Here is a 20733-nt window from a genome sequence, read left to right on the forward strand (position 1 = left end):
GGGCGGTCGAAAAGTACGTTGAGGCCTGTCCGCGAAAAGCATTAACGATGACCGGAAGCTCCAATCCTCCGGATCTTGCCCTTCCATCCCATCAACACCAGCCTTTCCACTGCCATTCTCCTCATAAAAAACGACTCATCAGCGTGCCGTTGGGGAAATCGATGCAAAGTGTTTCCGCATTTTTGGTATGGTGCAGCACATTTTCACAGGGATTGATCTTTCATCCGCAGGACGCGGCGTCGACCTTCTTCAACGAGATGCTGTAGAAATGCCTGAACCGATACCGATCAAGGATCACGAAAAAGAAAACCGCCTGGTCAACAAGCGCCTGCTCGCCTGCGCGCTGCTGGTCATTGGCATCACCTGCGCCCTGGTGGGACGCATGTACTTCCTGCAGGTCGTACAGTTCGACTACCACTCCACGATTTCCGAGAACAACCGCGTTCACGTATTGCCTATTACGCCGACGCGCGGGTTGATCTATGACCGCAACGGCGTTGTGCTGGCCGATAACCGTCCAAGCTACAACCTCACCATCACCCGTGAGCGCACTACCGACCTCAAGGGCGAGCTGGATGCCATCGTCAGTTTGCTGCACTTGCCCGCTGAAGACCGCGCGGTATTCGACAAGGCACTGAAACAGGCGCGCCACCCCTTCGTTCCTGTGACATTGTTCTACGAGCTGACCGAAGAGCAGATTGCGCTGCTGGCTGTGAACGAATTCCGTCTGCCTGGGGTAGATGTAGAGCCGCAATTCGTCCGCCACTATCCCTTGGGCGCCCACTTTGCCCATTCCATTGGTTACGTAGGACGGATCAACGAGAAAGAGTCCAAAGCCCTCGACTCGGTGGAGTACCGTGGTACGCAGTCCATCGGCAAGACCGGTATCGAGCGCTTCTACGAGTCCGAGCTGCATGGGCACGTAGGCTATGAAGAAGTCGAGACCAACGCCCAGGGTCGCGTATTGCGTGTGCTCAAGCACACCGACCCGATTCCCGGCAAAAATATCGTCCTGAGCCTCGACGTCCACCTCCAGGAAGCGGCGGAAGAAGCCTTGGGGGATCGCCGTGGCTCGGTGGTCGCTCTCGACCCGCAAACCGGTGAAGTGCTGGCCATGGTCAGCAAGCCGAGCTTCGACCCGAACCTGTTTGTTACCGGCATCAGCTTCAAGGAATATGCTGCACTGCATGATTCCATTGACCGGCCGCTGTTCAATCGCGTCCTCAGGGGGCTTTACGCGCCGGGTTCAACCATCAAGCCTGAAGTCGCCATCGCCGGCCTCGACAGCGGTGTCGTCACTGCGCAGACCCGCGTGTTCGACCCCGGTTACTACCAACTGCCGGATTTCGACCACAAGTATCGCAACTGGAACCACAGTGGTGACGGCTGGGTAGACATGGACGCAGCCATCATGCGCTCCAACGACACCTACTTTTACGACCTCGCCCACAAGCTCGGCATCGATCGTCTGCACGACTATCTGGCCGAGTTCGGCCTCGGGCAGAAAGTGTCGCTGGATATGTTCGAAGAGTCAGCGGGCCTGATGCCATCCCAGGCCTGGAAACGCGCTACCCGCCGCCAGCCCTGGTTCCCCGGTGAGACCGTGATCCTTGGCATCGGCCAGGGCTACATGCAGGTCACACCGCTGCAACTGGCCCAAGCCACCGCGCTGATCGCCAATAAGGGCGTCTGGAACAGACCCCACTTGGCCAAGACCATCAATGGCGTGCCGCCGGTGGACGAAAACCCCATGCCCAACGTAGTCCTCAAGGACCCACGGGATTGGGAGCAGGTCAACCACGGCATGCAGTTGGTGATGCACGATCCACGTGGCATTGCCCGCGCTGCAGCACAAGGTGCGCAATACCGCATCGCCGGCAAGAGTGGTACTGCGCAAGTGGTGGCGATCAAGCAGGGCGAGCGTTACAACCGCGATAAAACCCTGGAGCGCCACCGTGACAACGCCTTGTTCGTCGGCTTCGCGCCGGCTGAACACCCAAAAATCGTAATTTCGGTGATGATCGAAAACGGCGAGGCCGGTGGTCGTGTTGCGGGACCGGTGGTGCGCCAGATCATGGACGCCTGGTTACTCGACCAGGAAGGCCACCTGAAGCCGCAATATGCGACGCCGGCTAAAGCGCCTGGCGACCCAAAGGTGTGAATCAAACCTTCCACTCGTCCCATTGCTCTACGCCTTCATAGGCTAGCCAGGGCACTGCGTGGGTCGTCCAGATGTGCGCGGTGGGCCTGACGCCCGGATCATCATCCAGCGTCGCCACCCGCACAATGACGTGGGGTTGATGCCCACGCTCCGCCATGAGGTGCGAGCCGCAGCGCGAGCAGAAATGCCTGAGTTTGCCCGGCGATGATTCGAATGACGCCAACAGCTCTGTGCCCTGGGTCCAGCGAAAGCGCTCACGCATCACGCCTGCCGTCGCCACAAATGCTGCTGCATGCACCTTGCGGCAACTCTCGCAGTGGCAGTGGTTGATGGGCATGTAGAGGCTGTCTATCTGATAGCGCACGCCCTTGCAGAAGCAACTTCCATTCAACGGGTCAGTCATAACGTATTGCCGGTTCAAGGATGGGGTCATCATCATTGCTTACAACCCGAGGTTGCGCATTGTTTGATGTCGCCTACTGTCAATGGAGGAGGTGACTTATGCACGTATTAGATCGCATAGAACGAAAAGTCCTGCTCAATGCGTCACGTAAACAGGTGTGGGAAGCCCTCACCGATGCCGAGCAATTCGGCAGCTGGTTCGGTATCGCCCTTAAAGACCAAACCTTTGTTGCCGGGGCAACCATCGAAGCGCCGATCACTTATCCCGGTTACGAGCATGTGATCTGGAAAGCCAAAATCGAACGTATCCTGCCGCAAACGTTGTTCTCGTTCTGGTGGCACCCCTTTGCTGTCGATAAGGGGGTCGACTACGACAAGGAAACCCCGACACTGGTGGAGTTCACCATTGAGGACCGTGCGCCCGGCATTCTGTTGCGGGTGGTCGAGTCCGGCTTTGACGCCGTGCCTGAAGCCCGTCGACAAAAGGCCTTCAAGATGAATTCCCGGGGCTGGGACGAGCAGATGGGCAACATCGAAACCTTCCTGGGCCAAGCTCGCCAGGCCTGACCGTAACGGGCATCACGTTTGATGCCCGTCTCAGCCATACAACTCTTCCACGCGTTTAGCGATTGCAATCGTGGTTGTATCGCCAGTTGAAGTGCCCCCAACATGTGGCGGCCTGGCAACGGATGGGCAGCCTGTTGCAGCAACCGATTGGCGACTTGCACCGGCTCGAGGCCCACAGCCCCGGTCTACTGCGCGCCGTATCGCGGGCGCTGATGACCCCTGATACGGTCTCGCGGCGCAACGTGCTGCGAGGTGGCCTGGCCCTGGCCCTGGTGCTGTTCGGTGTCAGTGGTGTGGCTATTCTTGACCGCACCCAGCCGCTCAACGGTTTGTGGGCCGACCCTGCTCTACCTCGAACCCAGCGGGTGGCAGCGAAGGCTGCCACCCGTGGGTGATCAGAAGTCGACAGTGGCCGACAGCTTGGCGACACGCGGATCGCCTTGGCTGAGGAAACCGCCCTGGGCTGATTCCCAGTACTTCTCGTTGGCAACGTTCTCCACGGTGGCACCGAGAGTGACATCACGCTGAGCCACCTTGAAGTTGTAGCGTGCGCCCACATCGAAGCGGTTCCACGCTGGCAGGCTGAGGTTGTTGGCGGCGTCGGCATACTGCCCACCAGTGCGCAGCATACGGCCGTTGAGGGTCACGCCCTGCAGGCCGGGCACATCCCAATCCACGCCGGCGTTGAGCTGGAACGAAGGTACGCCGATAGCGCGGTTGCCGTCGTTGGCACCGTCCTGTGTGTCCTTGAGTTCGGTCTTCATGACCGTCACACCGCCCAGCAGGCGCAGGCCGCTGACCGGTTCGCCGAAGACGTTCAACTCAACGCCTTTGTTGATTTGCTGGCCTTCGCGAACGTAGCGCGCGGTGTCGTCGTCGATGACTTGAGCGTATCCATCCCCTGGCTGCTCAATGCGGTAGACACCCAGCGTTGCGCCGTAAGTGCCCATATCAACCTTGACGCCTGCTTCGATTTGCTTGGAACGCGCCGGTGCATAGGGCTGGCCACCGCCAATAACAGTCCTGCCCCCGGAACTGACTGGCGAAGTCGGACCTTGGGCCAGGCCTTCGATACGGTTGGCGTAGAAGGACACGTGCTCCCACGGCTTGAAGACGAGGCCATAGACCGGCGTGGTGATCGATTCGTCATAGTGGGCGGTACGCGTACCGCTCATGTAGTTGTAACCCTGCACGACGATCTGCTGGCGACGTGCACCGACCGTCACCAACAGACGGTCATCGAAGAACCCCAGGGTGTCGGACACCGCCGTACTGCGCACAAAGGTCTTGGCGGTGATGGTCGGGTCGCTGAAATCGGTGCCGGGTGTATTGCGTGGATTATTCAGGGCCGGTGGCGCGCCGGTCACAGGGTCGTAGATGTTGGTCGTTGTGCGTGGGGTGGCGAACACATAGGCATTGCGCGCCTGGGTCCAGATGCCGGCCAGGCCGAAGTTGAGACGATGGCTCACAGGGCCGGTCTGGAACTTGCCGTTCAGGCCACCCATCGCGCTGGTGTTGTCCTCTTCGTGAGCGATCGTCGAACCGCTGGCGGTTGCATTGCCGAGGTTGTCGGTCAGCGTCACCGACGAGTACTGCCCCATTTCACGGGTGTGCTTGGCCCCGCCTGCCGCATAGACTGTCCAGTTCTCGTTCAAGTCATACTCGGCGCGCAGCATCCCCAGGGTGTCTTCAAGGTTGGTGCTGCTCCAGCTCGGCGCGTAGTTGGTGTCGGCCGACGGTGCATCCGGTACATGCGTCGCCGTGCCCAGGAATACCGAGTTGCGCCCGCCGTTGATACGCTGCTTCTGATACACAAAGTCACTGGACACACGCAACGCATCGCCGCGGTAGTCCAGGCCGACGGCAAACAGTTTCGAGCGCTGGTTTTCATCATCGATGCCGGTATCGCCTTCGCGCTGGGACAGGTTGACGCGCGCGCCAAAACGGTTGTCTTCACCGAATCGCTGGCCAACGTCCAAGTGCTCGCCCACCCGGCCATCACTGCTGATATCGGTGCTGAAGCGACGCAGCGGCACATCGTCGGCGCGCTTGGGTTGCAGGTTCACACCGCCGCCGATCCCCGAGCCGCCTGGGGTTACGCCGTTGATAAAGGCATTGGGCCCCTTGAACACTTCCACACGTTCCAGGGCGTCAGTGGAGATGATCTGGCGCGGCAGGATGCCGTACAGGCCGTTGAAGGAAATGTCGTCGCCATTCAACGGCAGACCACGGATCATGAACGTCTGCGCCTGGTTGGCAAAGCCCGACGCCTGACGTACGGACGAATCATTGAGCAGCACATCACCGACGGTCTCGGCCTGCTGGTCGCGAATCAACTTTTCGGTGTAGGAGGACAGGCTGAACGGCACATCCATGATGTCCTGGTTGCCCAGCACACCCAACTGACCGCCGCGTGCCACTTGGCCACCGGCGTATACCGGGGGCAGGGCGCTTGGCGCAGGTGCGTCGGCGCTGATATTGGTCGCGCCCAGTTCCAGTGTGTTGCCATTCTGACCGTTGTTCGCATCCTGCGGGGTGGCTGGGGCTGCAGCGTGAGCCGTGAGACTCAGGGAGCAGCAAAGGGCGAGCAGGGTCGGGCGGAAAGGCACGGCGAACGGGGTACGGATGGGCATGGTCGATCCAGACGGCGAACCGTCAACGTGAGGGAAAGGGCAACAGCGGTGCGCGTCCTCACTGCGCGGATACGACTCCGGCGCGAATGATAGTAATTATTATTAACGTCCTGCAACAAATTTGTGAGATTAAGGTCTGCGTGCGCAGATGCCGAGTAGAATCACGCCCTGAAAGCGATTCCTGAGGTGCGGCACGGTGGATTTACAGCAGGGTTTTGTCCTGACCCGGCATTGGCGCGATACCCCGGCGGGCACGGAGGTCAGTTTCTGGCTGGCCACCGACCAGGGCCCGAGGTTTATTCGCCTACCCGTGCAGACCTCGGTGATGTTCATCCCCGAAGCCCATCGCAAGCCGCTGGACTGGCTGCTCAAGGGCGAGCGCGATATCGAGTTGCGCCCGCTACAGCTGTGCGATTTCCATCACCGTCCCGTGTTGGGCCTGTACACGCGCCAGCACCGCCAGGCGATGGACGTGGAGAAACGCCTGCGCGCTGCCGGGGTTGATGTCTACGAAGGCGACGTGCGCCCGCCCGAGCGCTACATGATGGAGCGTTTCATCACGGCGCCGGTGTGGTTCGGCGGCACGCCCGACGCCACCGGTGTGCTCTGTGACGCTCAGATGAAACCCGCGCCCGACTATCGCCCGCCGCTGAAACTGGTGTCCCTCGACATCGAGACCACCGCCCAGGGCGACCTCTATTCCATCGCCCTCGAAGGCTGCGGCGAGCGCCAGGTGTACATGCTCGGCCCGCCGAACAAAACCGATGCCGTGGACTTCAAGCTCGATTACTGCGACACCCGCGCCCAACTGCTTGAGCGCCTCAACGAGTGGCTCGTCCAGCATGACCCCGACGCGATCATCGGCTGGAACGTGGTGCAATTCGACCTGCGTGTCCTCCACGAACATGCCCAGCGCCTCAACGTGCCGCTCATGCTCGGGCGGGGTGAAGAACCGATGGCCTGGCGCGAACACGGCAGCCGCAACCATTACTTCGCCGCTGCGGCGGGGCGGCTGATCATCGATGGTATCGAAGCCCTGCGCTCGGCCACCTGGAGTTTCGAATCCTTCAGCCTGGAAAACGTCGCGCAGACCTTGCTGGGCGAGGGCAAGGACATCTCCACGCCGTACCAGCGCATGGACGAAATCAACCGCATGTTCGCCGAGGACAAACCTGCGCTGGCGCGTTACAACCTCAAGGACTGCGAGCTGGTCACACGGATTTTCGCCAAGACCGAACTGCTCAAGTTCCTGCTGGAAAGGGCCAGCGTCACCGGCTTGCCGGCCGACCGCAACGGCGGCTCCGTCGCCGCGTTCACGCATTTGTACATGCCGCTGATGCACCGCCAGGGCTTCGTCGCGCCGAACCTGGGCGACAAACCGCCCCAGGCCAGCCCCGGCGGATTTGTCATGGATTCGCGGCCCGGTCTCTACGAATCGGTGCTGGTGCTCGACTACAAAAGTCTCTACCCGTCGATCATCCGCAGCTTCCTGATCGACCCGGTGGGCTTGATCGAAGGGCTCAAGCACCCTGATGACAGCGAGTCGGTGGAAGGCTTTCGCGGTGCACGGTTCTCTCGCACACGGCATTGCCTGCCCTCCATCGTTGCGCGGGTCGCCGAAGGCCGCGAAGAGGCCAAGCGCGAACACAACGCACCGCTGTCCCAGGCGCTGAAAATCATCATGAACGCCTTCTACGGCGTACTCGGCTCCAGCGGCTGCCGTTTCTTCGATACCCGGCTGGCCTCGTCGATCACCATGCGCGGCCACCAGATCATGCGCCAGACCCGCGAACTGGTCGAAGCCCAAGGCTATGAGGTGATCTACGGCGATACCGACTCCACCTTCGTCTGGCTCGGCAGCGCGCATGCCCAGGAGGACGCCAGCCGCATCGGCCATGCATTGGTGCAGCACGTCAATGCCTGGTGGCGCGAGCACCTGCACACCGCGTTCGGCCTGCAAAGCGCGTTGGAGTTGCAGTACGAAACCCACTTCACGCGTTTCCTCATGCCGACCATCCGTGGCGCGGAGGAGGGCAGCAAGAAACGCTACGCCGGCCTGGTCGTGCGCAGCGATGGCAGCGAAGAGATGGTCTACAAAGGCCTGGAAACCGTGCGCAGCGACTGGTCGCCCCTGGCCCGTCGATTCCAGCAGGAACTCTACCAGCGCATCTTCCATCGCCAGCCCCATCAGGACTACATCCGCGACTACGTGCGTCGTACCCTCAGCGGCGAATTCGATGAGCTGCTGATCTACCGCAAACGCCTGCGCCGCCAGTTGGACGACTACGAACGCAACGTGCCGCCCCATGTGCGCGCCGCGCGCCTGGCCGACGAGTACAACGACCGCCTGAACCGCCCGCGCCAGTACCAGCGCGGCGGCTGGATCAGCTACGTGATCAGCGTCAACGGCCCCGAACCCCTGGAAGTGCGCCAGGCACCCATCGACTACGACCACTACGTCACCCGGCAATTACAGCCGGTGGCCGATGCGATCCTGCCGTTTGTGAATGACGATTTCAGCACCCTGGTCGGCGGGCAAATGGGCCTGTTTTAAAACGCTTGATTCGTGCGCGTAAGAGCCTGCACTCTCTGTCTCTGACGACCACCCAGACGGCGCAGCGCTCATGACCCACCTTACCTTGACCGGCACCACGGTCGAACTCCTGCCCCTGCAAAGGGAGCACAACACCGCCTTGCTCGAGGCCGCCGCCGATGGCGAACTGTGGAACCTCAAGGTCACCAACATACCGGGCCCGGACACCGTCGATAAGTACATCGACACCGCGTTGGCCGGACGCGATGCGGGTACGGTGATCCCGTTCACCCTGGTGCGCCGCGACACCGGCCAGGTGGTCGGTAGCACACGGTTCTGGAAGGTCGACCGGGTCAATCGCAAGCTGGAAATCGGCCATACCTGGCTGGCGCTGTCCACGCAGAAAAGCGGCATCAACACCGAAGCCAAACTGCTGTTGCTGACCTACGCTTTCGAAGTGCTCGACTGCGTGCGCGTGCAATTCACCACCGATGAACTCAACGAAAAGTCCCGCGCCGCGATCCTGCGCCTGGGGGCCGTGCAGGAAGGTATCGTGCGCCACGAGCGCATCATGCCCGACGGCCGCAAGCGCAACTCGGTGCGCTTCAGCATCATCGACTCGGAATGGCCGCAGGTGAAAGCCAACTTGCAGGCCAAACTGCAACGCTAGGAGGAAAGGCCCATGTACACGCTCTACGGCATCGACGAATCCGGCTCCTGCATGATCGAAATCGCCCTGCAGCGCTGTGCTGTGCCGTGGCGGCGGGTGGATGCGGCCTCGTGGGCAGACGGCGAGGGCAGCGACGAACTGGCGCGTATCAACCCGCTCAAACAGGTGCCGACCCTGGTCACCCCCGACGGTCAGGTGCTGACGGAAAGCGCTGCGATCCTGATTCACCTGGGGCTGGAATATCCTGCCTCGGACCTGCTGGCCGGCGACCGCGCGCAGATCATTCGCGGCCTGGTGTACATCGCCGCCAATTGCTACGCGGCGATCGGCATCATCGACTACCCGCAACGCTGGCTCGGCAACGTCAACGAAACCGTACAGGCGCAACTGGTCACCGGCACCCGGCGCTACCTGCACCAGGCCTGGGTGGTGTTCGCCGATCAGTTTGCCGACCAGCTGTTTGCCGCGAACCACATACCGAATGCATTGGGCTTGATGGCGGCCGCGGTGTCGCGCTGGGACGAGGCGCGAGAAGCGTTGAACGCCCTGGCGCCGAGCTTTGCGCAATCACTGGCGCACGTGGACGCCGACCCCCTCGTCGCGCCGGTGTTTGCTCGGCATTGGCCGGAGTGGAAGGTCTCATGATGTTTCCGCAATCAGTGGAAACAATGACACTCGTGCCCAGCAAACCCTTGCGTAGCGGGCGTCCTGACCTACGCTTTCTTAAAGTTGTGTAGGAATCATCCTTGAATTTGACTGTCGCAGACATGAAACTCAAGAACCCTGCATGGAATTCAAAGGAGGTGCGCATGCTCATCCGGTCGCTGACCCTGGCTACCTTGATGGCTTTTACGGGGCCGCTGTTGGCTGCTGATGATATCAACCCGCTCAAGCAGGACTTGGGCAAGGCCCGGCCGCTGGTGGTGGTGGAGCTTGATTCCGGCAACGACACCTTGGCGACCCTCAAGAAACAGTTGGACGAGCCTGCGACCAAGCAGTCCTTTGAAGAACGCAGCATGGTGTTCTACACCGTGAAGTTCGGCAGCATTGGAGCCGAAGGCGAGAAGTTCGCCAAAGACCCGAAAGACAGCAAAAAACTCACGCCACCGGAAACCAACGCGCTGATCCGTGCCCTCAAGCTGGGCGCCGGCAGCGGTACCAAAGTGATCCTGGTGGGCAAGGATGGCGAGAAGAAACTCGAGAAGACCGTGCCGCCGGATACCCTCGACCTGAAGGAGTTTTTCAGCACCATCGACCAGATGCCGATGGCCGAGAAAGAAACCGCCGCACCGGCCGAGCCTGAACCCGCTGCCGCACCGGCGGAGAAGCCGGGTGCCAAGGCTGGCACCAAACCTGGCAAGCCCGCCAAGCATGCAGCGCCGCAACCATTGGATGACTGACCCTGTGCGGGAGCCGGGCAGCTGGCTCCCGCAGCAGAAACTTGCAGTAACAGCGTTTCGAAGAATATGATAACCGTTATCATTTACGCCTTATTCTTCGCGCGCGGCCTCCATGTCTTCGACTCCTGCGGTAAGCCCCACTGAACTGGCCACCTTGTACCGCCAGCAACACCGTTGGTTGCAGCAATGGCTGTGGCGTCGCTTGAACTGCCCACAGAGCGCCGCCGACCTGGCCCAGGACACCTTCCTGCGCCTGCTGGCGAAGAACCAGCCCCTTGAAATCCAGGCGCCGCGCAGCTTTCTGGCGAAAGTGGCGCAAAGCGTGCTGTCCAACCACTTCCGTCGGCAGACAGTGGAAAAAGCCTACCTGCAGGCCCTGGCCCTGTTGCCGGAAGACGCCGCGCCCAGCGCCGAAACCCAGTGGATCCTTCTCGAAACCCTGATGGCCCTCGATGAAGTGCTCAGCCGCCTGGCCTTGCCCGTGCGCCAGGCGTTCCTGTGGTCGCAGCTCGATGGCCTGAGCCACGCCGAGATCGCCGAGCGCCTCGGCAGCAGCATCACTACGGTCAAACGCTACATCGTCAAGGCAGGTGCACAATGCATCCTGCTGGACAGCCAGCGGTCATGAATCCGTCGCCGTTATCGATCGAGGTCGCCGAGCAAGCGATGCACTGGCAACTGGAGCTGCAGGCGCCGGACGTCAGCGAACAGACCCGCGCCGAATGGCAGCGCTGGCGTGAGCAGGACCCGGCCCATGAACAGGCCTGGCAACATTCCCAGCGATTTTTCCAGCGTTTGCAGGATGTGCGCACACCGGCCCATCAAGCCTTGGCCCGCGCGACGTTGTTGCCGGCGTTGTCGCGTCGCCAGGTCGTCAAGCACCTCGCCGTGTTGCTGGCGGCAGGCACCGCCGCCTGGAGCCTCAAGGACGCGGAGTTGCTGCAACACTGGACCAGCGACTTCAGCACCACCGTTGGCGAGCAGTGGCGCATCGGCTTGGCGGACAACACCCAGGTGCAGCTCAATACCGACACCGCCATCGACGTGAAATACACCGCGGATGTACGCCAGATCCATGTGCTGCGTGGCGAAATCCTGGTGGATCCCAACCCCACGGATGCCCGCCCGCTGTGGGTGAAAACCGCCGAAGGCCTGACCCGTGCGGTCAGTGGTCGCTTCAGTGTGCGCCAGCGCGATGGCTTTACCCAATTGGGCGCAGACCAGGGCGCGCTGTCGGCACAGATCCCGTCGCGCAGCCTGGTGCTGCAGGCGGGCGAACTCATCAGTTTTGATGCCCACACCTTGCTCGCCCGTCGCCCGCAACGGGACGGTGAACTGGCGTGGAGCCGTGGCATGATCGTCGCCCAGGGCATGCGCCTGGAGGACTTCCTCGAAGAGCTGAGCCGCTACCGTCGCGGACGCCTGGCTTGTGATCCCGCCGTGCGCGGCTTGCGCGTATCCGGCACCTATCCGCTGTCCGACACCGACCGGATTCTCGCCGCGCTGGCGCAAACCCTGAAGCTGGACGTGCAGCATTTCACTCGTTTCTGGGTCACCCTCAAGCCGCGCCAGAAGCTTGTGTGAATTTATTTCGCGCTTGGGTGGTCCGTTTGCGAATCTCACGAGACTTATATCCCCAGACACTACCTTCACTGGGGAATAGGGCATGCAGCCGCGCACACCGCAGAAAAAAATAAACTTGAAGACATCATTGGCCCTTGCCGTCATGCAGGGCATTGCCCGCGTCACTGTCGCCACGCCGCTGTTGCTGGCGTCGGCCTGGGTGCACGCCGCACCGCCAGTGGAATTCGACATCCCGCCAGGTCCGCTGGCGCAGGCGCTCAACCGGTTCGGCCAGGCCAGCCAGATCCTGCTGTCCTACCCGGCCGCGCTCACCGATGGCCAGACCAGCCCTGGCCTGCGCGGCCGGCATGACCTGGATACCGGCCTGGCGATCCTGCTCAGTGCCAGCAACCTGCAAGCCGTGCATGGCAGCGGCAACACCTACTCACTGGAACCGCGGCCCACCGATGGCGCGTTGCAGTTGGGCGCGGTATCCATTTCCGGCAAGGCACCGGGCTCGACCACCGAAGGTACCGGCTCGTACACCACGCAGTCCTCCAGCAGTTCGACGCGCCTGAACCTGACGCCTCGGGAAACCCCGCAGTCGGTCACCGTGATGACCCGCCAGCGCCTGGATGACCAGCGTCTCACCAACCTCACTGACACTCTCGACGCCACCCCCGGCATCATCGTGTTGCGCGATGGCCTGGGGTCGGAGAGCGACAGTTATTTCTCGCGCGGCTTCCAGGTCCAGAACTTCGAAATCGACGGCGTGCCCACCGCCACACGCATGGACAACTACACCCAGAGCATGGCCATGTATGACCGGGTCGAAATCGTGCGCGGTGCCACCGGCCTGATCAGCGGCATGGGCAACCCGGCGGCCACCATCAACCTGATCCGCAAGCGTCCGACCGCCGAGGCGCGCGCCAGCGTGACGGCCGAAGGCGGTACCTGGGATCGCTATGGCACGGGCCTGGACGTCTCCGGCCCGCTGACCGAAACCGGCAATGTGCGCGGGCGCCTGGTCGCGGACTACAAGACCGAGCACGCCTGGATCGACCGTTACAAGCAGGAAACCCAGTTGCTCTACGGCATCACCGAATTCGACCTCAGCGAAGACACGCTGCTGACCCTAGGCTTCAGCTACCTGCGCACCGACGTCGATTCGCCGGCGCGTTCCGGTTTGCCCACACGCTTTACCGACGGTTCACGCAGTAACCTCAGCCGCTCGCTGAATACGGCGCCAGCCTGGTCCTACAACGATCATGAGCAGACCAGCTTCTTCACCGCCATCGAGCAGAAGTTCGATAGCGGCTGGAGCGCCAAGGCCGAATTCACCCACACCGAAAACCAGTTCGATGAAGTCTTCAACTACGTCAACGGTTCGCTCAACGCCGATGGCAGCGGCACCACCCAGTTGCCGGTGCGTTTTTCCGGTACGCCGCGCCAGGACAACCTCGACCTCTACGCCACCGGCCCCTTTGACCTGCTCGGGCGTGAGCACGAGCTGATTGCGGGCGTCACCTTGTCCAAATACAAGGAAAGCGTGCCGAGTTACGGCGGCTGGCATTACGACTATTCCGGCTCGCCGGCCGGTGCCATCGACAACCTCTTCAACTGGGATGGCCAGTCGGTCAAGCCCGCGTTCAACGTGACCGGTAAATCCTCGGTGGAGGAGAGCCAATATGCTGCTTACCTGAGCACGCGGCTGCGGGTTACCGATGACGTGAGCGTGATCCTCGGCAGCCGGGTGATCGACTGGAAGCGCGAGACCGAAGATCGCCCCTACGGCGGCACGGCGACCCGCACTGACGAATCGGAAACCGGCGTCTACATCCCTTACGCCGGCGTGGTGTATGACCTCACCGACAACTGGTCGGCCTACGCCAGCTACACCAAGATCTTCAATCCCCAGGCCAGTTGGGTGCGCGACATCAATAACAAGGCGCTGCCGCCGATGGAGGGCAAAGGGTATGAGGTCGGCCTCAAAGGCAGCTTCTTCGACGAGCGACTGAACACCAGCCTGGCGCTGTTCAAGCTGGAACAGGACAACCTGGCCATCTGGATCGACACCCCGGGCGGCAACACCTATCGCAACGAGCAAGGCACCACCACCGAAGGCGTGGAGCTGGAGCTCAACGGCGAGCTGGCTGAAGGCTGGCAAGCCTCCGCCGGCTATGCCTATGCGGTGAGCACCGATGCCGACGACAAACGTATCGTCACGACGTTGCCGCGCCAGAGCCTGAAGACCTTCACGTCCTACCGCTTGCCCGGTGCGTTCAACAAGCTCACCGTGGGCGGCGGAGTGAACTGGCAGAGCAAGGTCGGCGAAGACCTGCACACCTTCAGCCAGGGCAGCTATGCCATCACCAACCTGCTGGTGCGCTACGACCTGACGCCCAAGCTGAGCGCTTCGGTGAACCTCAATAACCTGTTCGACCGCGAGTACTTCAGCTACGCCGGTAACCACGGCATGTACGGGGCGCCGCGCAACCTGATGACCAGTGTCAAATACGATTTCTGACGCAATGATTGAGCGGCGCCCTTAAGGCGCCGTTTTTGCGACAGGCGCCTTGCGCACCGGAAACGGAAAGTAGAAAAAACGCAGGAACGCCACTCGCTTGATCACTTCCCCGATCAACAACGGCACCACCACCGCCACCACAAAACCCATGCAGGCCGCGACCAACGCGTGCAGCCCCAGGCGCTCCAGCAGGTCGACCGTCTTGTGCTGGATCTCGCCGTGGAAAATCAGCAGGATCAAGGTGTTCTGGCCAATATAGGTCATCGCCCGCGTGATGACGGCCGACACCATCAGCACCCGCGCCAGTGACCAGCAGGCATACACGCCGAGCACCGCCAGCAGGCTGGTCCACAGCCAGTGGTCGTAGCGCCGCTGCGCCAGGTCCATGGTGGCGTGGCTGTAGAGGAACACGGCGGCGAACAACGCCACCGAAATCACCAGCGCCAGCAACGATCCTTCATGACGATGCAGCCAGTCGCGCAGCAGGTAGCCGCAGATGAAGTAGGTGCTGCTGATCAGGGTGATTTCAAGGCTGAAGGGCAGGCCGGGCAGCGTCCAGGCCTGCCCGCCGACGGTCACCGGTATTTGCCAGAACCACGGCAATATCCAGATGCCGATCAACAGTTGCACCACCATCAGCAGGCAGCTCACCGGCAGTGATAGCTTCAGGCGCTGGATCAGGCGCAACATCACCCAACTGAACAGGATGGCGACCCAGAAGTGCGGCAGAAACCACAGTGCCTGCCAGGGAATGGTATCCACCGAGGCATACAACACGCCGCCCACATCCGGCAGCAAGGGTTGGCCGCGCAGTACGTCGCGCACCAGCACATACACCAGCAGGGTGAAGAAAAACGGCTTGAGCAGGCCATCGGCCTTGCGCACGGCCATCTCCACAAATGGCTGCTCGGGCTTGAAGAACACGCCGGACAGGAAAAAAAACAACGGCAATATGAACGAGGCGATGATCGGGTACTGCAGCTCCAGCGAGTTCGCCACGAACCAGCTGTGACCGTACACGATCATCAGGATGCCGATGCCTTTGGCAATATCCATTTGAATCCAACGATGCTTCACCTGATCACCCTCCCTCTAGCGGGCAAGCCCGCTCCTACAGAAAACCTCATGCCTTGCGCCACGGCTTGAGCCACAGCCCCATACCCAACAACACCACAGCACCCGCCAGCGTGCTCAGCCCCAGTTGCAGCCACACGCCTTCGATCCGAAACAGCACCAACGCCGCCACACTCATCAGCACGGCACTGAGCAACCATTGCCGGGCCCAGGGCAGGGCCCCGAGCAAACCCTGGCGCTGCATCAGCAACAACGCGGTGCAGATCACCCCGGCCAGCGCCGCCAGGGGAATGCCCGCCAGGCCGAACACAAACGGCAGCACGCCCAGCAACACCACGTTGAGCAGGCTGCCGAGCAACTCGCAGCGCAATGGTTGGCGCGTGTCGCCAGCGGCATAGGCATAGCGCGCCAGCATCGCGTTCCAGGCCCCGAACACCAGCGGTACGGCAAACCCGGCCAGCAGCAACGGCAGCGGCGAGTCCAGCGATTGCTTGGGCAGCAGCAACGCCACCAGGCTCGGGGCTGCCGCCACCAGGCCAACACCGGCGGGCAGGGTCAATACGCTGGCGGTTTCCAGGCCGCGTTTGAGCAGGGCCAGGCGCTCATCGCCCTGGCGGCGGCTCATCATGCCCAGCAACACTTGGTTGAGGCTCATCAGCGCAATCAGCGGCAGGTTCATCAGCTTGCGCGCCAGGTTGACCCAGGTCACCGCACCTTCGCCCAGCAACGACGCCACCAGCCGTTCAATGAGTGCCAGGCCCTGGCTGGCTCCATTGCTGAGCAACAGTGGGCCGATGCGTTGGCCCAATTCCCGCAGCGGCACCCACGACAGTTGCCAGCGCCACGGCCGCCAGCCCTGGCACCATACCGACGGCAGCAGCGCCAGCGGCATCAACAGGCTGCCGGCCAGGCAGGCCAGGGCCAGCGAATGAGGTTGGCTGGCGGTGCCGACCAGCGCGAGGTAGGTCACCGGCGGCAGGTTGAACAGCAACGAGCCCAAGCCCGCCAGCACAAAGCGCTCGCTGGCCTGCAAGGGAATACTGAACAGTGCATGCAGCATCAGCCCCGGCACGCACCAGGCGACAATCTGCAAGTTGCTGCTGGCGAGCGCCGTGGCAGTCGCCGCCAGTCCAGGCCCGAGCAGTTGCACCAGCCAGGGCGCCAACAACGTCAGCAGCAGGCTGGTGACCAGCGCAATCAGCAGCAACGCCGGAAACAGCACCGCCAGCCAGCCCAGTCGCTCATCGTCCTTGCGCGCCAGGTACAGCGGCAGCGCAGCGGCGCTCAGCACGCCACCGGCCAGGGACATGCGCAACGCCTCCGGCAAAAACAGCGCGATCAGGAACGCATCACTGCGCTCGCCCGCGCCCCAAGCCGCCACCAGCAGCCATTCGCGGGCAAAGCCCAGGCACAGGCCGAGCAGCGTCGCCAGCGTCAGCCAGACGGCAGAGCCCAGCATCAGAGCTGCGCGCCATCAAGCATGGGTTTGCGAAACGCCACGCTTTTTACCGGCGGCAGGCGTGCCGGAAACAGTCGCCGGGCCTCCAGCACATTGATGCCGACCATCAGCCAGAACAGCGCGACCATCACCACCGCAAAGCTGAAGTAGTGGTCGAACAAGCCGCTGACCAGTGCCGAGAGAATCCCGGCCGTGGTGCCCAGCCACAGCGCATTGTCCTTGGTCAGGCGGATCGGGCCGCTGTCCGGGCGCGCTTCCCGCCACCAGCGCACGGTCACTGCCACAAAGAACAGCATGCCGACGATGCCAGTCTTGTAGATGAAGTTCAGCCACAGGTTGGAGATGCCCAGCAAGTGGGTGCCCGGCACTGGCGGGTCGACCTTGAAGCCGATGCCGAACGGATACGAGACCACCGCCTGCGGGAACATGCGGTATTCGTCGAAACGCACTTCGGTACTGGCGTTGCTCGAGGAAAAAATCGTCGCCAGGCGTTCCTGCAACGGCGGATACGCGATCACCAGCGCCACGGTCAGCGCCGCGCCGATCATCAGCAGCCGGCCGGTATACGGCACCCGGCGCGTGGCCATCCACAGCAGCACCAGCGCCAGGCTGACCATCGCGCCGCGGCTACTGGCCAACAGCAAGGCTGCCGCGCCCAGGCACGCTACGCTCAGGCCCAGTGCGCGTTTCCAGCCTTGCTCGGTCATGCCGAAACAGAAAGCCAGGGGCAGCAGCAACGCCATGATCCCGCCGATGGCATTCGGGTGCATCCAGGGCGAGCCCATGCGCGAAGACATGGCCTCCAGGCCGAATTTCAACATGTCGAAGTTGCCGTAGTTGAACAGTGCCAGGACCGGCGCAATGCCGGCCCCGGAGCGCGTGCGCACGAACACCGCAATCGACAGCACCAGCATCGCCAGGCTGCCCAGCAGCAGGGCGATCACCAGGGATTCACGGTGCTTGTGGTCCACCAGCAACTTGGCGCAGAGGAACACCCCCGACAAATTCAGCAACCAACGCAGCCAGTTGGCCACGCCGCTGGTGTCGGCGTGGATGGTGACCTGGCCGACGATAAACGGGAACACACTGAACAGCATCAGCCACAACAGCATCTGGTCAGTCGGGCGCCGGGTGAGGCTTGGCGTATCCGGCAGGCGTACCAGGAAACTTTGCCAGAGTACCGCGCCCCAGGTCATCGCCAGGATGGCTTCGCTGACGGTGCTGCGAATGCCCAGGTTGACCGTGGAATAGGGCATGAACGTGGCGACCAGGGCAAACAGCAACAGGCCCCAGAACGGAAAGCGCAGGATCGTCACCACGCCGGCCAGGCCGATCACGGCGAGGAACGCCTTGGCCGGTGACAGCAACAGCGCGAGGGCGCCAAACAGCAGGCCGAACAGGATCGCAACGAGGCTGGGCAGATTCACGTTCACTTCAACTCCTCGATCAGTTCCGCCAGGCGCCGGCGATAGGCGTGATGGTTGAAGCGTTCGGCCCACTGCCGGCGTTGCTCGGGCGATTCCTCATCGGCCCGTTCGCCCAGGCTGACCATCAACTGCGTCAGCGCCGTGCCATCGGAGGGCGAAAAACGCGGTGCCGACGGCGGGGTGATTTCATCCAGCGAGGTGCCGCTGGCCACCGCCACCGGAGTGCCGACACTCAGGGCTTCGATGACCGGCAGACCGAAGCCTTCGGCATACGAAGGCTGCCACAGACGCGAGGCCTGGCGGTACAGCGCGTGCAACTCGGCATCCGACACGCCACTCAGCGCACGAATGCCTGGCAGTGAGCGCTGGGCTTCGGGCAAATGGTCGAGGCTGCCCACCAGTACCAATTCCGGCACGGCGGGTGACTGGCGCCGCGCCTGTTGCCAGGCCTCTACCAGGAACGGCACGTTCTTGCGCAGCTCGCGGGTGCCCACCAACAGCCAATAACGCTCGGGCAGTTGGCGTGCACTGAGGTCCGCCGCCAGCTCGAAAAAGCCATCGACCTGATTGGGCAGTACTCGAATCTTGCCCGCCGCCTTGGGGAACAACCGCGCGGTTTCATCGGCGCTGTACCGTGACGGCGCCCACACCCGGTCGGAGCTGTGCACCGCGTAGGCAATCGACAGGCGATCGCTGGTCTTGTAGATCAGCGCTTTCAAACGGTTGGCGTGGTAGTTGTTGAGGGTAATCTGGAACAGGTCGTGCAACAGCACCACGGTGCGCAGCCCCTTCGGCTTGGGCGGCAACGGCAGGCCCATGTTGAAGGTGCTGATGTACAGATCGATCTGCTCCTCACGCAAGGCCCGCGGTAGAAAGCCGGCCTCGAAACGCAAGCGATTCTGCGGCTGGTGCATGGCGGTCTTGGCGCAGCCCCAGGCCGGGCAGTGGGCCTGCAAGCGGGTTTCATCGCCCAGGGGCGCCACGGCAAACCGCTCAAGCTCGATGCCCGGCAGGCTGAGCAGGGCGCTTTCCAGCGCATACACCTGGCGGCTGATGCCCGATTGTGGCGAGGTGCCGACGGTGCGGTAATCCAGGCCTACACGCATGCGCGCTCCTTTTGATTCAACGGTGAGAGGGCGGCGTACACCGTTTCCAGTTGGCTGGCGGCGACGCTCCAGTCATGGGCGCGACGCACATAGGCGCGGCCGGCCTCACCCATGGGCGCGGCGGCGTCGGGAGATTGCAACAGGCGCACCACAGCGTCCGCCAGGGCGGCGGCGGTTTGCCCGCCGAGGTAGTCCAGGCCTTCCACCAGGTCCAACCCTGAGACGCCTTGCTCGGTACTGGCCAGCGGCAAGCCGGCGGCCAGCGCTTCGAGCACCTTGAGCTTGGAACCGCCGCCATGGCGCAACGGCGCCAGAAACACCGAACAACTCGATTGCAGGTTCAGCAGGTTGGGCACAAAACCCTGCCACTCGATGCGCGGGTCCTGCCAGCGCTCACGCCAACTGGCGGGCATGCCGAAACCACACACGCTCAGGCGTGCGTCCGGGCAACGCGCCCAGACCTTGGGCAGGATCTCGTCCAGGGCCCACTCGATGGCGTCCACGTTGGGCGCGTATTCATAGTTGCCCAGGAACAGCACGCGGCGTGTCGACGGGTCGGGGCGGGCGGCCGCGAAGTGATCGCAGTCCACGCCATTGACCACCACCGACACCGGTTTGCCAGCGATTTTCGCCAGGGTCTGTGCATCGCTGTCGGTCACCGCCACCACCTGCGTGGCCTGGCGCATCACGCGCCGTTCCCAGCGCGTGTAGCGCCATTGGTCATAGCGAATGAACGGCAGCGACCAGCCTGGCAGACGGTCGTAGGTGGCCGCGCCCAGGGCTGATTCGACATTGTGTTCAGTCAGCACGAACGGTTGGGATCTGCGCGCCAGCGCATCTTCGTACGGCTGAAAGCTGTAGCTGTGCTCGATCTGCACCACGTCCCAATGCTCGTTGAGCAATTGCTTGAACGTATCCTGCAGGGCGCCCGACAAACCATTCACACTGGCCAGCAGCGGGTAGGGCGCAAACAGCGCGGCGACCAGGGTCTTCACGCTGCGCAACGGGCGGCGCGGCAGGATGATCAGGTGCTCGACAAACGCCTCCAGCACCTGGCGGTCGGTGAGGGAAACCGGGTGCTTGTCATGCAGCAGCAAGGTGATCCGATGCCCACGCGCGGCCAGGCTGCGCAGCAGGTGGAACTGGCGCGTCTTGCCGCCGCTGGTGGCAGGCCAGGGTGAATAGGGCAGGATCCATAAAATGCGCATGGC

At 62.6% G+C, this 20733-nt stretch carries 18 protein-coding genes; 11 read left to right on the forward strand and 7 right to left on the reverse strand.

Annotated elements, in window-relative coordinates:
* Positions 1-266: hypothetical protein (locus BM70_RS33465; RefSeq protein ID WP_218187297.1), on the forward strand; the 266-nt coding region annotated here is incomplete at its 5' end.
* Between the two features lie 2 nt (positions 267-268).
* Positions 269-2161: a penicillin-binding protein 2 gene (gene mrdA, locus BM70_RS0121650; RefSeq protein ID WP_025857942.1), complete on the forward strand. Its 1893-nt coding sequence runs from the start codon at positions 269-271 to the stop codon at positions 2159-2161.
* Position 2162: 1 nt separating this feature from the next.
* On the opposite strand, the gene BM70_RS0121655 is transcribed toward mrdA, so the two are convergent.
* Entirely contained in the window at positions 2163-2564 is a 402-nt protein-coding gene (locus BM70_RS0121655) for a GFA family protein (RefSeq protein ID WP_025857943.1), read from the reverse strand.
* Positions 2565-2662: 98 nt separating this feature from the next.
* On the opposite strand from BM70_RS0121655, the gene BM70_RS0121660 reads away from it, so the two are divergent.
* Together BM70_RS0121660 and BM70_RS0121665 are read left to right on the forward strand one after the other, a co-directional pair.
* Positions 2663-3130 carry an SRPBCC family protein gene (locus BM70_RS0121660; RefSeq protein ID WP_025857944.1) on the forward strand — a complete coding sequence of 156 codons (468 nt, stop codon included), beginning with the start codon at positions 2663-2665 and terminating at the stop codon, positions 3128-3130.
* A gap of 86 nt (positions 3131-3216) precedes the next feature.
* Positions 3217-3525 carry a hypothetical protein gene (locus BM70_RS0121665; RefSeq protein ID WP_177326576.1) on the forward strand — a complete coding sequence of 103 codons (309 nt, stop codon included), beginning with the start codon at positions 3217-3219 and terminating at the stop codon, positions 3523-3525.
* On the opposite strand, the gene BM70_RS0121670 is transcribed toward BM70_RS0121665, so the two are convergent.
* Entirely contained in the window at positions 3526-5763 is a 2238-nt protein-coding gene (locus BM70_RS0121670; RefSeq protein ID WP_025857946.1) for a TonB-dependent siderophore receptor, read from the reverse strand.
* A 196-nt stretch (positions 5764-5959) separates the two neighbouring features.
* On the opposite strand from BM70_RS0121670, the gene BM70_RS0121675 reads away from it, so the two are divergent.
* From BM70_RS0121675 to BM70_RS0121705, 7 genes are all read left to right on the forward strand, one after another.
* Positions 5960-8317 (forward strand): DNA polymerase II, encoded by a 2358-nt coding sequence (locus tag BM70_RS0121675; RefSeq protein ID WP_025857947.1) that lies wholly within the window; start codon positions 5960-5962, stop codon positions 8315-8317.
* A 70-nt stretch (positions 8318-8387) separates the two neighbouring features.
* On the forward strand, positions 8388-8966 hold the full coding sequence (locus tag BM70_RS0121680; protein ID WP_025857948.1) for a GNAT family N-acetyltransferase: 579 nt from the start codon (positions 8388-8390) through the stop codon (positions 8964-8966).
* A 12-nt stretch (positions 8967-8978) separates the two neighbouring features.
* Complete coding sequence (locus BM70_RS0121685; RefSeq protein WP_025857949.1) at positions 8979-9611, forward strand: glutathione S-transferase N-terminal domain-containing protein; 633 nt, start codon at positions 8979-8981, stop codon at positions 9609-9611.
* Positions 9612-9775: 164 nt separating this feature from the next.
* Complete coding sequence (locus BM70_RS0121690) at positions 9776-10366, forward strand: DUF4174 domain-containing protein (protein ID WP_025857950.1); 591 nt, start codon at positions 9776-9778, stop codon at positions 10364-10366.
* A 112-nt stretch (positions 10367-10478) separates the two neighbouring features.
* Complete coding sequence (locus tag BM70_RS0121695; protein ID WP_025857951.1) at positions 10479-10994, forward strand: sigma-70 family RNA polymerase sigma factor; 516 nt, start codon at positions 10479-10481, stop codon at positions 10992-10994.
* Positions 10991-11950, forward strand: coding sequence for a FecR domain-containing protein (locus tag BM70_RS0121700; protein WP_025857952.1), 960 nt, complete (start codon positions 10991-10993; stop codon positions 11948-11950). Before BM70_RS0121695 ends, BM70_RS0121700 begins: the two co-directional genes overlap by 4 nt.
* 142 nt (positions 11951-12092) lie before the next feature.
* Positions 12093-14456, forward strand: coding sequence for a TonB-dependent receptor (locus BM70_RS0121705; protein ID WP_043274327.1), 2364 nt, complete (start codon positions 12093-12095; stop codon positions 14454-14456).
* 21 nt (positions 14457-14477) lie between these two features.
* Here BM70_RS0121705 and BM70_RS0121710 read toward each other — a convergent pair whose 3' ends face one another.
* The 5 genes from BM70_RS0121710 to BM70_RS0121730 form a co-directional block, all read right to left on the reverse strand.
* Positions 14478-15512, reverse strand: coding sequence for an acyltransferase family protein (locus tag BM70_RS0121710; protein WP_043274325.1), 1035 nt, complete (start codon positions 15510-15512; stop codon positions 14478-14480).
* Between the two features lie 67 nt (positions 15513-15579).
* Entirely contained in the window at positions 15580-16989 is a 1410-nt protein-coding gene (locus BM70_RS0121715; RefSeq protein ID WP_025857955.1) for a lipid II flippase MurJ, read from the reverse strand.
* Entirely contained in the window at positions 16989-18416 is a 1428-nt protein-coding gene (locus BM70_RS0121720; RefSeq protein WP_025857956.1) for an O-antigen ligase, read from the reverse strand. Before BM70_RS0121720 ends, BM70_RS0121715 begins: the two co-directional genes overlap by 1 nt.
* Positions 18417-18418: 2 nt before the next feature.
* A complete protein-coding gene (locus BM70_RS0121725; protein ID WP_025857957.1) occupies positions 18419-19522 on the reverse strand; it encodes a glycosyltransferase family 1 protein in 1104 nt (367 codons plus the stop codon).
* Entirely contained in the window at positions 19513-20730 is a 1218-nt protein-coding gene (locus BM70_RS0121730) for a glycosyltransferase family 4 protein (protein WP_025857958.1), read from the reverse strand. The genes BM70_RS0121725 and BM70_RS0121730 overlap by 10 nt, the downstream gene beginning before the upstream one ends.
* Positions 20731-20733: the final 3 nt, after the last annotated feature.

It is taken from the genome of Pseudomonas sp. CHM02 (genome assembly GCF_000612585.1).
Classification (GTDB): Bacteria; Pseudomonadota; Gammaproteobacteria; order Pseudomonadales; family Pseudomonadaceae; genus Aquipseudomonas.

Excerpts from the sequence above, each read along its gene's own strand:
- mrdA (WP_025857942.1), top strand. The coding sequence starts at position 269 with ATGCCTGAACCGATACCGATCAAGGATCACGAAAAAGAAAACCGCCTG.
- BM70_RS0121655 (WP_025857943.1), bottom strand. The coding sequence starts at position 2,564 with ATGACTGACCCGTTGAATGGAAGTTGCTTCTGCAAGGGCGTGCGCTAT.
- BM70_RS0121660 (WP_025857944.1), top strand. The coding sequence starts at position 2,663 with ATGCACGTATTAGATCGCATAGAACGAAAAGTCCTGCTCAATGCGTCA.
- BM70_RS0121670 (WP_025857946.1), bottom strand. The coding sequence starts at position 5,763 with ATGCCCATCCGTACCCCGTTCGCCGTGCCTTTCCGCCCGACCCTGCTC.
- BM70_RS0121680 (WP_025857948.1), top strand. The coding sequence starts at position 8,388 with ATGACCCACCTTACCTTGACCGGCACCACGGTCGAACTCCTGCCCCTG.
- BM70_RS0121685 (WP_025857949.1), top strand. The coding sequence starts at position 8,979 with ATGTACACGCTCTACGGCATCGACGAATCCGGCTCCTGCATGATCGAA.
- BM70_RS0121690 (WP_025857950.1), top strand. The coding sequence starts at position 9,776 with ATGCTCATCCGGTCGCTGACCCTGGCTACCTTGATGGCTTTTACGGGG.
- BM70_RS0121695 (WP_025857951.1), top strand. The coding sequence starts at position 10,479 with ATGTCTTCGACTCCTGCGGTAAGCCCCACTGAACTGGCCACCTTGTAC.
- BM70_RS0121700 (WP_025857952.1), top strand. The coding sequence starts at position 10,991 with ATGAATCCGTCGCCGTTATCGATCGAGGTCGCCGAGCAAGCGATGCAC.
- BM70_RS0121705 (WP_043274327.1), top strand. The coding sequence starts at position 12,093 with ATGCAGGGCATTGCCCGCGTCACTGTCGCCACGCCGCTGTTGCTGGCG.
- BM70_RS0121710 (WP_043274325.1), bottom strand. The coding sequence starts at position 15,512 with ATGGATATTGCCAAAGGCATCGGCATCCTGATGATCGTGTACGGTCAC.
- BM70_RS0121715 (WP_025857955.1), bottom strand. The coding sequence starts at position 16,989 with ATGCTGGGCTCTGCCGTCTGGCTGACGCTGGCGACGCTGCTCGGCCTG.
- BM70_RS0121725 (WP_025857957.1), bottom strand. The coding sequence starts at position 19,522 with ATGCGTGTAGGCCTGGATTACCGCACCGTCGGCACCTCGCCACAATCG.
- BM70_RS0121730 (WP_025857958.1), bottom strand. The coding sequence starts at position 20,730 with ATGCGCATTTTATGGATCCTGCCCTATTCACCCTGGCCTGCCACCAGC.